12 protein-coding genes are annotated in these 14,050 nt (G+C 42.6%); 3 read left to right on the plus strand and 9 right to left on the minus strand.

Annotated elements, in window-relative coordinates; translation table 11 throughout:
* The first annotated feature begins 16 nt into the window (after positions 1-16).
* Entirely contained in the window at positions 17-2,365 is a 2,349-nt protein-coding gene (locus I585_RS14615; protein WP_010741434.1) for a winged helix-turn-helix domain-containing protein, read from the plus strand.
* Positions 2,366-2,539: 174 nt separating this feature from the next.
* Here the strand turns inward: I585_RS14615 and I585_RS14620 are convergent, their stop codons facing one another.
* The 5 genes from I585_RS14620 to I585_RS14640 form a co-directional block, all read right to left on the minus strand.
* Positions 2,540-3,103, minus strand: coding sequence for a methyltransferase family protein (locus I585_RS14620; protein WP_010741435.1), 564 nt, complete (start codon positions 3,101-3,103; stop codon positions 2,540-2,542).
* A gap of 251 nt (positions 3,104-3,354) precedes the next feature.
* Positions 3,355-3,819 carry a hypothetical protein gene (locus tag I585_RS14625; RefSeq protein WP_010741436.1) on the minus strand — a complete coding sequence of 155 codons (465 nt, stop codon included), beginning with the start codon at positions 3,817-3,819 and terminating at the stop codon, positions 3,355-3,357.
* 271 nt (positions 3,820-4,090) lie between these two features.
* Entirely contained in the window at positions 4,091-5,719 is a 1,629-nt protein-coding gene (locus I585_RS14630) for an aryl-sulfate sulfotransferase (RefSeq protein WP_010741437.1), read from the minus strand.
* Positions 5,720-5,745: 26 nt separating this feature from the next.
* Complete coding sequence (locus I585_RS14635; RefSeq protein ID WP_010741438.1) at positions 5,746-6,405, minus strand: ABC transporter ATP-binding protein; 660 nt, start codon at positions 6,403-6,405, stop codon at positions 5,746-5,748.
* A 19-nt stretch (positions 6,406-6,424) separates the two neighbouring features.
* Positions 6,425-7,918 carry an ABC transporter permease gene (locus tag I585_RS14640; RefSeq protein WP_010741439.1) on the minus strand — a complete coding sequence of 498 codons (1,494 nt, stop codon included), beginning with the start codon at positions 7,916-7,918 and terminating at the stop codon, positions 6,425-6,427.
* 235 nt (positions 7,919-8,153) lie between these two features.
* Between I585_RS14640 and I585_RS14645 the strand changes: the two genes are divergently transcribed.
* The gene (locus tag I585_RS14645; protein WP_010741440.1) at positions 8,154-8,828 is read left to right on the plus strand and encodes a response regulator transcription factor; all 675 of its coding nucleotides are present in this window, start codon (positions 8,154-8,156) and stop codon (positions 8,826-8,828) included.
* Positions 8,829-8,832: 4 nt separating this feature from the next.
* Positions 8,833-10,152 (plus strand): sensor histidine kinase, encoded by a 1,320-nt coding sequence (locus tag I585_RS14650; RefSeq protein ID WP_010741441.1) that lies wholly within the window; start codon positions 8,833-8,835, stop codon positions 10,150-10,152.
* A 37-nt stretch (positions 10,153-10,189) separates the two neighbouring features.
* Here I585_RS14650 and I585_RS14655 read toward each other — a convergent pair whose 3' ends face one another.
* The 4 genes from I585_RS14655 to I585_RS14670 form a co-directional block, all read right to left on the minus strand.
* Positions 10,190-11,038: an aminoglycoside 6-adenylyltransferase gene (locus I585_RS14655; RefSeq protein WP_010741442.1), complete on the minus strand. Its 849-nt coding sequence runs from the start codon at positions 11,036-11,038 to the stop codon at positions 10,190-10,192.
* A gap of 39 nt (positions 11,039-11,077) precedes the next feature.
* On the minus strand, positions 11,078-11,851 hold the full coding sequence (locus I585_RS14660) for an HAD hydrolase family protein (protein WP_010741443.1): 774 nt from the start codon (positions 11,849-11,851) through the stop codon (positions 11,078-11,080).
* A gap of 197 nt (positions 11,852-12,048) precedes the next feature.
* Positions 12,049-12,363 carry a pyrimidine/purine nucleoside phosphorylase gene (gene ppnP / locus I585_RS14665; protein ID WP_010741444.1) on the minus strand — a complete coding sequence of 105 codons (315 nt, stop codon included), beginning with the start codon at positions 12,361-12,363 and terminating at the stop codon, positions 12,049-12,051.
* 24 nt (positions 12,364-12,387) lie between these two features.
* Positions 12,388-13,272: a sulfite exporter TauE/SafE family protein gene (locus I585_RS14670; protein ID WP_010741445.1), complete on the minus strand. Its 885-nt coding sequence runs from the start codon at positions 13,270-13,272 to the stop codon at positions 12,388-12,390.
* Positions 13,273-14,050 lie beyond the last annotated feature (778 nt).

Here is a 14,050-nt window from a genome sequence, read left to right on the forward strand (position 1 = left end):
GGTTCTTTGGATCAGCTTGGATGAGTATGATAATGCGCCGGCGGTTTTCTTCAGTCTACTATGTAAATCTCTGCTGTCTCTGCAGCCAAATAATCAGGCGATGCTCACGATTTTCAATGATCCAGCTTTTAGTATTCATCCCTTAGAGTCCGCGATTCAATTGATCAATCACTTTATCCCTGATCCAAATCAGCACGTACTCGTTCTGGACGATGCACATCTAATTACGGATAAACAAATTCGAAAAGCTTTTTTCGCTGTTCAAAAGCGACTGCCGCATTCATTTACTACGCTCATTCTGACACGTGATGATATTGATCCATTTGAGTATCGCACTGCTGGAGGAGACACCTGTTGCGAACAAATTACCATTGAACAACTTGCCTTCTCTTATGCAGAGACCAAGCAGTACTTCCAATTAAGAAAACGGGCCCTCAGTAAAACAGACATCAACAGGATTCAACAAAAAACAAACGGTTGGCCAATGGGAATCAATGCACTAGCTGCTACAGGATCAATAGAGCCAAGCTTTTCAACCAAAGGGTTCTTCCACGAGTATTTCAGTAACGATATTTGGCGTACGTTCAATGTGGAGCAGCAAGAATTTTTACTTAAAACCTCTATTGCAAAAAGAATCACACCCAAACTGGCAGATCAATTGACCGGCCGAACCGACAGTCAAGACATTTTAGAGGATTTATGCACGAGGAATTTTTTTATTATTCGCTATAGCAAAGACCATTACCGCTATCATCAGCTTTTCATCGATTTTTTACAGGAGCAGCTCATGAAGCAAGAGCGTGCAAACGTCGCGCAGCTGTACAAAACTGCTTCAAACTACTATTTGGCACAAAATGAAATTTTCATGGCCCGGGGATTCGCACTGAAAAGCGGAGATCAATCAACCATTCAACAGGTGAATTATCTGATCGAAGGCGGCGGCCATACACAAACAACTATTTCCGTCAAAGAGTTCATCAATGTTTTTTGTACGCATTCAGTCAATACTTTATTTTCGCAAAAGGAGTTCCCTTATCCCTATCTGTATTCACAGTTTGCCGGCTATTATTTTCTGGTAGGTGACGCTTTGATGGCTGAGTACTGTTTCGATCAGATTGAAGTAAATCTGCCGATGATTGCTGAGAAGTATCCAGAATTTTTACCGGATTCATTATTGATCACCCTTATTGATTCCCGAAAAAAACTTGGACAGATCGTTAAGAAACTGCTCAAATATCCGGTGATAAAAAAATTTGAGAGTCGTTTAAAGTGGAGTACACTGACCATGCAATTGCCCTTTTTTCATCGTTCCTGTCGGGATTTCGCCGATTTGAAGCAGTTGTCTGCTATCCAATTTCCAACGTTTCTTGTCCAGTCGATCTTTGGCGACCGTGGAACCATCTTATTACTTTTAACTAAAGCAGGAATTTTGTATGAGAAGAATCAATTAGATAAAGCGTTGGGGGTTGTTACAGAAGCAGGACGCTTACTTCAAAAGCAGAAAAATGATGAGGAAACGACCTTCTGCTGTTTGATGCTGCAGGCGGCGATCTATGCTGCGCTGCCTGATTCAGCAAATCATTTCTCGGACGCTCTTACGTTGGCTCGAAAGTTCTCCCAAAACGCCAATCAGACCTTCCAAGAAAACAATCAGGCCTTTGAGACGGATTTAGCTCTGCATAACGGCAATCAGACTGCCGCGAACGATTGGTTGCAGGCAAATTTCTCAGATGATATAGAAAATTTGGCGCTTTACCGAATTTATCAGCATTTTATAACGGCTCGTGCTCTACTCATTTCTAACAAGACCGTCGAAGCAGCAGCCTTTTTAGAGCGACTAAGAGAGCTTGCTGAAGGCTTTCATCGCCCTACAGATGCCGCCGAAGCCACCATTTTACAAGCAATTTTGGCCTGGAATATCAATCATCAGCGGAAAGCTGTTTCTTATCTAGAATCTGCGTTGATTATCTTGCAGGAATCCGATTATCTGCGTGTTGTCGCTGCTGAAGGAGCCGCTATTTTGCCTATCCTAAATAAGCTTCGATTACTAATTATCAGCGGTAAAAAAACATCACTCGTTGACCTTGGTTTCTTAACGAAGTCCATCACATTAGCAGAACAGTATGCAGCAACACAAAAAGGGATTGCCTGCCATATTCAAACACCGCGAGTCAAACTGTCTAAGCAGCAACACACAATGCTGAAGCTCCTATCACAGGGTTACAAAAACTCTGAGATCGCTGAAATGACCGGTTTGACAGTCCATACAATAAAGTTCCACTTAAGTGCTGCTTATCGCAAGCTTGGCGTAACCAATCGAAAAGACGCCATTCTAGTGGGAAAAAAGAAAGGCCTGCTTAACTAAACACAGAAAAAAGGAATCGAGTTCTTCGATTCCTTTTTTTACACATTATCGTCTGTGCTCCTCGTAACGTTTTTTTTGATAATATTCAGCTAACGAACGATTGAACATTCGGGATTAGCGTCATAATGATCTCCGCCTCAATTAAGACATATACAATGGAGAGAAGTTTTTCATTTAAAAATACCTTCGAACCTTCAAGCGATAACGCCGATAGCCTTCCCCAAAAGTCGTCACTAAATACTTCTCCTCACCCCGAATTTGCTGATCAAACAAAATAATCGCCAGCAGCGCCGTTAAAATCATCAATATATTCGGGAAAACGATCGCCAATCCCAAATACAATAAATCAAAAGCAACAAACGCCGGATTGCGGCTGAAACGATAGATCCCAGTAGTCACCAGTTCGGTCCGCTGAGCGTCATTAAATCCTGCACGCCAATTCAATCCCATCGCTCTGACAGCGATAAAAAATACCATTACACTTAAGAAGATCAGCCCTAACCCAAAACAACGCCCCCCTGTTCCATTCACTTCAAATAGAAAAGGTGCGAGAAATTGAATCACGCCACCGATTCCTGTCATGATCCGCAAAACGATTTCAAAATACTTCTCGCTTGAATTTGCTTTCTCTCCCAACAGATTTACCGTAATTCCTTGCCGTTTCAGCATCAATGCCTTTCCCAGATAGATCAGATAAAAAGCTGATACACCTAAAAATGCAGCAATCCTAACCATCATTTCGTTTCCTCCTTTACTCAAACTCACATGATTGTATATTCATATGTTTATTATTTCATATGAACATTTCCTCGTCAAGAACAAATCTGCTAACTCATTTTAAAAGGGGCAGCTGATTTGTTTCCCAAAGGAAAAGAACTATCCTGTTAGCAAAAGAAAAAATCCGCAAAATAACACCCAATGACCGTTCAACATAGCCATTGGGTGTTTGATTATCTTTGTAATTTTTTGTGTTCCTTTAACAAATGGTCCTATTTCACTTTAATATCCTCAATGTTGTCTGTAATAATCCAGTCATCCATATTTTTTTCTCGATTATAGTAAAACGGTTCAATCTTCTCTAAATGGCTAACTTCATAGATTCCTATGCATTTTTTCCCATACCATCTAGTTTTTTGTTTTTCAGATAAATTGAGCTCCTGACCAAAACCTTTAATGAATTCCGTCGATTCTTCCGGAGTCATTTTGTATTTCTCACTCACCTTGGTTAAAACACCGCGATGAGTGATTTCCATTTTTCCACCCTTTTCAACAAAGTATAGGATATCGTTCTCTTTTGCTCGTCCACCCAGCGGACTCTTTTTGCCAGCCGCGCCGCGAATGATCATTGATTTTTCACCATTGATCAATTTTTCAAGTTCCTTTCCTTCGTTATCCAAATAGACCAAATGCTCCGCTTGCCCTTCTCTTTTTTGGTACCAATCTGTATTAACCATTCCTTCAGCCCCCATCATCTATAAAGCATTACTACTAATTACTTTATAGTAATATGGGAAAAATTTCTACTCAATTTCTGGGTCAGAATTGGTAACCCGCCAACGCGCTTATTCTAATCATATATCCACTTCTTTATCTAAGTCATACAATCCACAATTCTGATTTTCAAAGAAGCTTATAGCTAAAATAGAGGAACTATCAGCCTCTTTTTCGCTAGAGTGATTTTCAAATTGAAAAAAGCCGCGGAACCTCCGCGGCCTTTCCCTATTCCTAATCCAACTGATACGTCCACTTCCCATTATAAAGCGAAAGCCGCTCCGCGCGATAAGCCCAAGCGCTAGTTGGAAAATCAGTGAGGTCAGCATCGAAGACGGTCTCGCCTTCTTCGGTAACTTCCAGAATCGAACTTGTCTGGCCTTCGTCTCGATAGCCAAAATTGACTAAACGGTTGCCGGTGCTGTTTAAATAGCGGGCACTGCCGATGATTTTGGTGTAATAGGCTTTACCTAGTTCTTCACCGAAAGTCCAGACTTCTTCGATCGTCATTTCTTTTTCGTCGATGCGGACTTGGCGAGCTTCCGAGTATTTTTCTGAGGTCGCTTCATCTCCGCGAGTGACCGAAATATTGTTGTCGTAATACAGAATATCCGTTGTATCCGCATTATCATCCTGATCAGGCAGGACGATCGCCGCATGTTGTCCGCCGCTGGCTTTGACATCGCCAGCTAAAAAATACTTCTGATAGCTTTGCGGCCATCCGTCACTGTCCCCCATGATCCATTTGATCTCGGAAGTATCATAGTCAATTTTCATAATCGTATCTTGATGCCTCCCCGAAATAATTATGCTGTTGTCTGCTTCGTCATACTCCACCGAATTTTGGTGGAACCAGTCAATTTTGCCATCCTCACGGCTCGTTGAATCGTAGTCTTCGTAAAAAGCCTCCGGCAAAACATCCTTCAAATCGATTGTTTTCTCGATCTCGCCAGTTTCACGATTCAATTCGATCATCGTATCTTCAATGTAATTACTGCCGTCATTGACCGTCAGCAGTAAATTACCGTTTGGCAGCTCGATGCCGTCGTGATGGATGACCGTCATCTCTCCTTCACTTTTACCTGTATCATTTGCGGCGCTGGAGCTGGAAAAATCATAACGCTTGTAGATTTTCCCCACATAGTCCGTTTCCAACAGCACATTGTAGGTATCGGCATCGTTGCTTTCCTTCGTAAGATAGAGTAAATTACCGTTGCTTAATTCCTTAAAAATATGACTATTATAGCGAGTTGAATACCAGCGCACATCGCCATTTGCATCAAAGGCATATGCGCGCTTCGTACTCGGAACGACAAAGGTCAACTCGCTATCGCCCAAGTCCATTTTGGATGTATCGGCTTCTTTGACATCGATATTCGCGATGGAATCCGGCAGCGTTCCTGTTTTAATCGCCACCGTTTTTTCCACGCTGTTTCCAACCTCATCGGTCAAAGTCACCGTTACTTCATTTTCTGTATCCGCATATAGTCCCAAAACCGGAAGACTATGCTCTGTTGTATAGTCTTCAGAATTATTCTTGATCGTCGTGTTCTCGTCTTTGCCTGCGACAGAAATCTCGACCTTCATCGCTTCATCCGTTTGAAAAAGCAGAAGCGCCGAAAGTGGGCTGGCACCGTAAGGATCAAGCTTTACATACATATTGTCTTCATCGTACTCGCCGCTATTCAACAGTGACTGGTACCTTTTTTCCTTTTCCGTCTGATCTTCCTGCCACTCTTCATTCAAGGAAACGGAAAGCTGATCTATTGCCGTTTCATTTGACACCGTGCCGCTCACACCGCATCCTGCTAAGGAAACTGTCAAACCAATAAAGCAGCTCATCTTCTTTAAGGTTGCCTTCATTCACTTCCTCCTTCATCGATTTGCTTCTAAGAAACTTGACTAAACGCTTGATTTTTCAGCTCATACACCACATCGCACGCTTTGGCGACTTCCTGTTCGTGGGTGACTAAAATAATACATTTCTGCTGTTCATGAGCGATTTCCTGAAACAGTCTGACGATTTCGCCAGAAGTTGCCTCATCCAAGTTTCCGGTTGGCTCATCGGCAACAATCAACTCATGTTCACAACATAAGGCACGCGTGATTGCGACCCGCTGTTGCTGACCACCAGATAAAAGGGTGACTTTTTTCTCAGCCAGCTCTTTAGTGATGCCGACCTTTTCTAAATTAGCCAGAGCATACGCTTTTTTATCTGCCTGCTGGCTTTGCGCAATCTCCATCGCGGTCACTACGTTGTCCACCGCGGATAAATACGGCAGTAAGTTATACGCTTGGAAAACAATCGACACATCCTTGCGGCGATATTCCCGTAAGCCGATCTTTTTCAGCGAGGTATCGTTGTATAGAATCTCGCCGCTTTTCGGTGTATCTAGCCCTGCGATCAGGGATAAAAAAGTCGTTTTCCCTGACCCGCTGGTACCAAGAATGGCGTACATTTTGCCTTTTTCAAAAGTTAGATTGACCTTTTCAAATAATGGTCCGTTGTTTTCATACCAGTAACCTAAATCCTTCGTTGATAATGTCATAAAAAAATTCCTCCTTTGTCTAAGAAATCAAGATTTTCTTCGGATTTAATCGCAGAATCCCAGCTGATGATAAGACGATCGAGAATAAACTGATGCCTAATCCGATCCCTGCAAGACTTAAAATTTCTGTCGGCTGCATTGAGATATTCAGTTCTTGGATTTCTTCTGATTGGGTAAATGGATTGCTGCCCATTTGACCGCCGCCGCGCGGACCGCCATTGCCGCCGCCAGGCGCTTGACCTTGACCAGGTCCGCCGTTTCCTGCTGCATCGGCTTGTCCATCGGTATTTTGAGAAGTCGTTTGCTGGCTCAACAATTGATTGCCCACCGCATTGCCCACAACGTTGCCGCTAGCCGCCGCGATACCTAAGGCAAAGATCATGCAGACAAAGATTTCCACGAAGAATTGTGAAATGACTTTGACCCGTGATTCGCCTAATGAAAGCAGTACACCAATCTCATATTTTCGTTCGCGGATTGACAGCATGATGATCAGCGTTAAAATAATCACTCCAGCTGCCGCGACTAAGATCACGATATTTTTCGCAAAGCTCGAAACGTTGTTCAATGGCTGCAGCATTTGTTGGTACATTTGATCATTGGTTTCTAAACTAAAGGTATCTGTATCGATTAATTTGTTGGCTTGCTTAACGAAACTGTCCATATCTTTCGGATCGGTTAAGTTGTAAACAGCCGAATCGATCGTTTTTCCATCAGAACCAGCCAACGTATTGACCATTGTATAAGAAGAAAAGATCGTATTAGCCGGGTTCATAAAGTTGAAACGTGCACTCATACTATCGCCAGAGTTACTCGTTTTATAGATCCCTTTGACCGTCGCTTCGACGTCCTTATCGTTGCTGTCTTTAATTTTGAACGTGTCGCCGACGCTTAAATCATTGGCTTCGGCTAAGCTTTGTTCGATCAGCACATTATTGCTGCCTTCATCTTTTGAAGTAATCGCCTCACCTTTTACCAGACTGGCGGTTCCGGATGAAAATTCACTATACGCACTGCTTTGGGATACCCCTTTGATCTGAAAATCTCCTTGGCTCATGCCGTCAGGGGCACCTTGTCCGCCAAATCCGCTGGCCTGCTCATCAGATGATGCCTCTTCACTATCGCTATCACTCGAGATCGGTGTGATCCCTGTGCTTTTGTCCGCTGAGGTGCTAGCTTCAAATGAGTAAGATTTTACATTTGAAAGCTTGGCAATTTTTTCTGCGTCACTCAAATTAACGGGTGTCCGTTCAAAGCTGCCCGGATCAGGCCGCGTCGTTTCTTCATCAGAATCTGTTTCCGACTGCTGATTGAACATCGCCTCCCGATTGGTCGATAGCGTTACTGTCGCTCCGACACTTTTTTTCGCATTCGTCGTCGCCAGTTCGGCGCCGCTGCGGATCGTTAAGCCCGCTAAGACAAAAATTAAGATTGCTGAAAAGACGGCGATCATAATGATGCTGCGTCCTTTCTTTGCCCAAAGGCTTTGAGTGGCCCGTTTGATATAGTTCATACTGCTTCCTCCTCTAATCGCTTCGTCATTCTTCATGTGACTGTTTGTAGAATAGTTAAGCTGGCTTAACCGAAGCTTAAGCACAACGCAAAAAGTTTTAAGGTTGATTTAGGAAAGCATGGTAAACTGAGTGAGTATTAATGAAGAAAGAACGCTCATTAGATTTAGAGCTTTATAAATTTGTGTGCAAGCGGAAAATACTTTCCCTAACACGAAAAAGGAGTGCAAACGTTCGATGATAAACCTATTAATAATAGAAGATGAAGCGACGCTTTCAGATAATATCAAGGAGATAATTAGTGACCTAGGAGAAATCAAGCAGGTCTATGATGGTGAAGAAGGCTTGTTTGAAGCAGAAAGCGGTGTTTACGATCTGATTTTGTTGGATTTGATGCTGCCGGGGAAAAACGGCTACGAAGTCTTAGCGGAATTACGGAAAAAGAATATCCAGACACCGGTCTTGATCTTGACCGCAAAAGATAGTCTAGAGGATAAAATCACAGGATTTCAAAAAGGCGCCGATGATTATTTAACGAAACCTTTTTATCGCGAAGAATTGATCATGCGGGTCAAAGCCCTATTGAAACGCTCGCTGGGATTGTTTGACGAGAATCAAATCGTCTATAAAAATATCAGCTGCAACCTCGCAACAAAAGAAGTAACGGTCGACGATAACGTGCTGCCGATTCAAGGAAAGGAATTTGATCTCTTGGTTTATTTCATCCAAAATAAGGGCGTGATCTTAACCAAGGAACAAATTTTTGATCGCATTTGGGGCTTCGATTCTGATACGACCATCACCGTCGTGGAAGTCTACATGAGTCATTTACGTAAACATCTAAAACTGACCGGCGCCGATCAATTGTTTAAAACATTGCGGAACGTCGGCTACATCTTACAAAAGGATTGACGCTATGAACACAGAAATTTCGAGAAAACAACGCCTAAAATTTTTCTTCATCAATGTCGCGGCCTTTGCCGTGATTTTCCTCCTGCTCGGGTTCATAACCCTGCAGCTGCTGCAAAGCTCCGCCTATCGGCAAACGGACCTTTCCTTAAAGAAGATGGCGGAAAGTGAGCATTTGATCCAAATGGAGATCAATCGCTACCAGCAAGGCAATCCGTTTTTGTCTCAGCAGCCGCCGAATGAACAGGACATGGACCAGATTCCCGACGGAAAAAATCGGTTCAATACTCAAATCATCCTGTGGTCAAAGGATGGCAAAATTTTGAATAAGGAAGTGATCGGCGGGCGCTTCACTGAATTAGAAAAGTTAAGCTTGAATACGAAGCAGCTCGATTCCATCCAAGCCCTGAATCTGAAGAATTCGTCAGATTCAGCGCAAAAATTGTCCTTCCGTTCCTATACGATCAAGGCCGAGCAAAACAACGGGATCGCCTATATTCAATTTTTGGCCAACACCAACCAAATCGCGGATTCGATGAAGACCTTCGAAACAATTTTGATTCTCTGTATGATCGCCTTTTGGCTGATTTCTATCGGGATAAGCTTCTATATTTCAAAAATGAACATGCAGCCGATCATGAATTCTTGGCGCAAGCAGCAGGAATTTGTCGAGAATGCTTCCCACGAATTGCGCACGCCGCTGGCGATCATTCAAAACAGCCTGCAGCAATTGTTCACTAGACCGGATCACACTATTCTGGAAGAATCCGAACCGATCGCCCAAGCGTTGAATGAGACGCGGCGGATGAATAGCTTGACCGAAGACCTGCTGATTTTGGCCCGCAGTGATTCTAATCAGCTGCTTTTGCAAAAAGAAGACGTCGATCCAAAGGCCTTCATCCAGCAATTAGCCCAGCCCTTCCAAGAAATCGCTGAAATGAACGACAAACAATTCATTCTGGAAAACTTTGCGGATCAGTCGATAGCGGTCGATGAGAAACGCATCCATCAGGTCCTCGTGATCTTGCTGGACAACGCTTTGAAATATACCGAGGCGAAAGAAAAAATCGTCCTGCAATCTGCGATTTCTAATGATAATTGGCTGATTGAAGTCAAAAACAACGGGCCATCCATCAGCGACGAAGACAAGAAACACATCTTCGAACGCTTTTATCGGGAAGATCGCTCCCGCTCTAAAGAAACCGGCGGCTACGGCTTAGGCCTGGCCATCGCCAAACAAATCATCAACCAGCATAAAGGCAAGCTGACCGTTCGTGATTGGCAGCCAAAGGGCGTCGTGTTCCAAATTCGATTGCCGCTGAAATAAAAAACGATCGAGCCATTCAACTGGTTCGATCGTTTTACTATTTATGCGCCTGAATCCACTGCTTCACTTCTGACACTAATTCCTCGGGATATGAATAATCATAATGCGCAGCCAATTTACGTGATAAGTCTTCATAGAGCGTGATCGTTTCTTGCAACGCACGCCAGCTATCCGCTGCGTCAAACCTTCCGAACACACCGTTCAACTGCTGAAAAACATCCTGATCCACCCATTCGGAAATAAAGCGGCCGGCATGCCACGTATCGTAACTCTCTCCATGAACCATTTTTTCATACCATTCGATCGTTTGCAGCAGAACCTGTTTGCATTCCGCATCTCGCAGCTTAGCCGTCCATAGCTCATTTCGTACGATTTGTTTCGCTAAATAAATCGCCAGAAACCAAAACGTATTCACGGTGAACGCGAAACCTTCCGCAGTGATTGGAGAGGAGTCCGTCTTCTCAAATTGCTCAGGAATCAATCGCTGAGCTGTCCCTGTTTTATCCAAAAGAATGCGCGAACCGCGTCGGAACCAGTCCAACGGCACACCCTTAGCCGCTTGTTCTTGGAAAACCGTCAGCGAATCAATCACAAAATCAACTTGATAGCCGCCTTCGAATAACGACAGCCACTCTAACCCTCCTCCGCCATTTTGAAATGGGATCGCGGTATTCAGGTTGCCGAAGTTTCTGATCCAATTATTTTCGTTGAGGTATTGCTTCGGATCATCCACATAAAGCAAGATATCCAAGTCTGAATACTCATCCGCCGCATGATCCAGCCGCGCCCGCGAACCGGCGACATACGCAACATGCACATCCGTTTGTTCCCGACCCCATTCAATAAAGCGCTGTTCGATCTGCTGATAGAACTCTTCACTTTTCATAATCCACCCTCCTTTTTACTCAGATGAACGGAATAAAAACTAGATCCAGCCAAATTTCAGACAGGCGTTATAGATTCCATCATCAACATTGCGATCCGTCACATAATCGGCCTGTTCCTTCAAATCAGCTACCGCATTTCCCATCGCGATACTGGTCCAATTTTTATCAAACATCACCAGATCATTCACGTCATCGCCAAAGACCACCACGTCCTTTTGCGGTCTAGCAAAATAATCCAATACATCGAGAATCCCTTGCTTTTTATTATCATGCTGGCACATCGTATATTCAGGAACAAAGCGCAGCTTCGCGAATTTCGTCGGTTCGGGAATCAAATGGTCCTTTTCCTTCGGCAAGGCCAAATAGAATTTGAAGATATCTGCCACTTCATCCACGTTGAAGGCCGGATCAATGAAATATTCTGTCGGCTCCTGTCTTGGCCCAACCTGTTCTCTAAAAAGATCATTCTGAGCATACACTTTCTCCGAGTCATCCGTCGCAACCAACACACCGATGCCTTTTTCCGCAGCCTGATGAATAACAGCTAATGCCTCTGCTCTATCCAATGGCGTATTTTTCACCAATTTATTTTTGATGACTACACCCATCCCGCCAGAACAAACCATATTTTCTAATCCAAGCTCGCTCAATAAATTGCGGCATTTATAATGCGCACGCCCGGTCGCGATCGACACAAAATGTCCATTCTCTTCTAAAAGCTCCAATGTGCGTTTTGCACTAGGAACGACCTGACCAGTCCTTCGATCCGTCAACGTCCCATCAATATCAAAGAAAAAAAGTTTCTTATCCACTCTTTATCCACCCCTTCAACCTCATCACATTTTTCACTTATTGTATCACACCCAGTAAACCGAAAAACTGATTCGAAAGATCCTTCACCATCATTCAATGCCCAAAACTTACAGTAAATCTGATTGATTCACAAAAAAAGATACCGGAAAACAATTCGTGCTTCCCGATACCCATTTCTCTTTTCAGTTAAAACCGCCTAATCCTCAGTGACATAGTAACATGTGTAATCAGCATATTTTTCGATCTTCACTTGAAAGGCACTGTTTGCTGGAACAATGAACTCTTCGTTTTCGCTAACTGTTTTCCATGATTCCTCATTAGGCAGCAAAACAGTCATCGCACCCTGTGTGACCTTCATAATTTCTTTTTTTTGAGTATTAAACGTATAACTTCCTTCCAACATAAAGCCCAGCGTAACAGCCTCGCCGTTTTCCAAATGAAGCGTTCGGCTGGTAACCTTCCCGTCAAAATAAATATTTGCTTTTGCTTCTACTTTTGCATTCTCAAACATACTCTTTCCCCTTTTTATAAAATTTTAGGCATTCCGTGCAACTTTTGTTTTATAGCTCTTTTGCAGATAAGTCAGACCTGTAAAGATAATAACTACGATCACAATCCATGTAAGAGCCGTGATATCGAGCCCCGTCACGAATTTCGCAGCGATAATAACCCCAATAATTCCGCCAATAGTAATACCAAAACTCAGTTTTCTAGCATACTCATTGGTTTTAATAAAATTGATACTGGCAACCGGCATTAATGCGGCACAAGAGGCCGACATGATTGGAAAAGCCACCAACGGACTCAAACCCAACATATAAACCATCGCCATACAAGGTGCGTATAACCCAACACCCATCGTCATAAGTGCTCCTAAAATAAAGTTCCCAATAATACCAATAATCAATTTGACTCCCGTTAACCCCGTAGCTACATTTCCTTCTCCAAGAATATTGATCATGCCGGTTTGTTTTAACGTCATTAAAATCGCCGTCAAAATCAACGCCAGTCCCATCACAAATTGAACCTTTTGCTCTGGAAGACCCGTAACATATCTCGAACCGATCCATGAACCAACAGTAGCCGCAGCAACCAATAAAAATAATGTCAATGGCTCAACCTTTACCACGGTGATAAAAATAAGCGCTTCCAACAAACAAGACAATGCGTGGCTGACATTCAAGGTTCCCGGCAGCTTTCGATCGTCATCTAACTGTCTTGTAACCTTCACTAAAAGCGTCGTCGGAGCAAAAGCACCGATACCTAACGTATCAAAAAAATCGGTAATAAAGCCGATCCCGATGGAAATCGGCATACTTTCATTTCCCAGATTTTTTCTGTGCTTGAAAATGTCCCTGCCGAAGACACTTACATGTAGACCAATGAATCCGACCAATACAACTAGTAAAACTGTTTTCATCTTTTAACTCCTTTTGAAAATTTATTAAAAAGAGCCGCTATCCTGTACTTGACCCAGCCTTGTGCGTTCCTATAAGTACAGCTCTCACTTCACAGCGTCTCTTCTTTTCACTTTATCGATTTAAATCACCCAACTAAACACATCTGATCACCTTTTCCGATTAAAACACCACTAATTTCATTTAAATGAAATTATTAATATCGAAATATTATCGGTTATTGACGAATCCATCCAAATTAACGACGCTAATTTTTTCAATAATTGAATCCGAATTCTCAAAAATCTGATAAATAAAAAATGTGAACCATCGAACTTTAAATCGCAATCGAAGCTTCATTGATACTTCCAAACTACGACGACATACGACTATGAAAACAAATACTATTACTAACATCCAAAAAACATTCACTAAGCACTGCTTAAACTCGATTCAACTGTCGATAAGTTACTATCAAGCAAATAATCAAAATTTCGATAAACATTTGTTACGAAATTCACATTTAACGAGAAAATAAAAAGAATTTGTGCCTATTTCCCGAAATCTCACCGCTTTATTCGGTACTCCTCTTGTCATTTGCAATTATAGTCATAAAAAAAGTTTTTTTCAAGACTTTTTTCATTATTATGAATAATCACTCTATTCATCCGCAAATAATTTCATAATAATGATCAACTCTCTTTCTATCGTTAAACGATTACTGGACTCTGATCAAAAAAGATTTTTATCAAAAATGGCTAGACCAATCCAGACTTAGAAACTTTTTTCTTCTATAAAAAT

The sequence above is a fragment of the Enterococcus malodoratus ATCC 43197 genome (assembly GCF_000407185.1).
GTDB classification, from domain to species: domain Bacteria; phylum Bacillota; class Bacilli; order Lactobacillales; family Enterococcaceae; genus Enterococcus_A; species Enterococcus_A malodoratus.

What these genes read in the sequence shown, in the direction of transcription:
- I585_RS14620 (WP_010741435.1), bottom strand. Translation starts at nt 3,103, where the DNA reads ATGATGGTTAGGATTGCTGCATTTTTAGGTGTATCAGCTTTTTATCTG.
- I585_RS14625 (WP_010741436.1), bottom strand. Translation starts at nt 3,819, where the DNA reads ATGGTTAATACAGATTGGTACCAAAAAAGAGAAGGGCAAGCGGAGCAT.
- I585_RS14630 (WP_010741437.1), bottom strand. Translation starts at nt 5,719, where the DNA reads ATGAAGGCAACCTTAAAGAAGATGAGCTGCTTTATTGGTTTGACAGTT.
- I585_RS14635 (WP_010741438.1), bottom strand. Translation starts at nt 6,405, where the DNA reads ATGACATTATCAACGAAGGATTTAGGTTACTGGTATGAAAACAACGGA.
- I585_RS14640 (WP_010741439.1), bottom strand. Translation starts at nt 7,918, where the DNA reads ATGAACTATATCAAACGGGCCACTCAAAGCCTTTGGGCAAAGAAAGGA.
- I585_RS14645 (WP_010741440.1), top strand. Translation starts at nt 8,154, where the DNA reads ATGATAAACCTATTAATAATAGAAGATGAAGCGACGCTTTCAGATAAT.
- I585_RS14650 (WP_010741441.1), top strand. Translation starts at nt 8,833, where the DNA reads ATGAACACAGAAATTTCGAGAAAACAACGCCTAAAATTTTTCTTCATC.
- I585_RS14655 (WP_010741442.1), bottom strand. Translation starts at nt 11,038, where the DNA reads ATGAAAAGTGAAGAGTTCTATCAGCAGATCGAACAGCGCTTTATTGAA.
- ppnP (WP_010741444.1), bottom strand. Translation starts at nt 12,363, where the DNA reads ATGTTTGAGAATGCAAAAGTAGAAGCAAAAGCAAATATTTATTTTGAC.
- I585_RS14670 (WP_010741445.1), bottom strand. Translation starts at nt 13,272, where the DNA reads ATGAAAACAGTTTTACTAGTTGTATTGGTCGGATTCATTGGTCTACAT.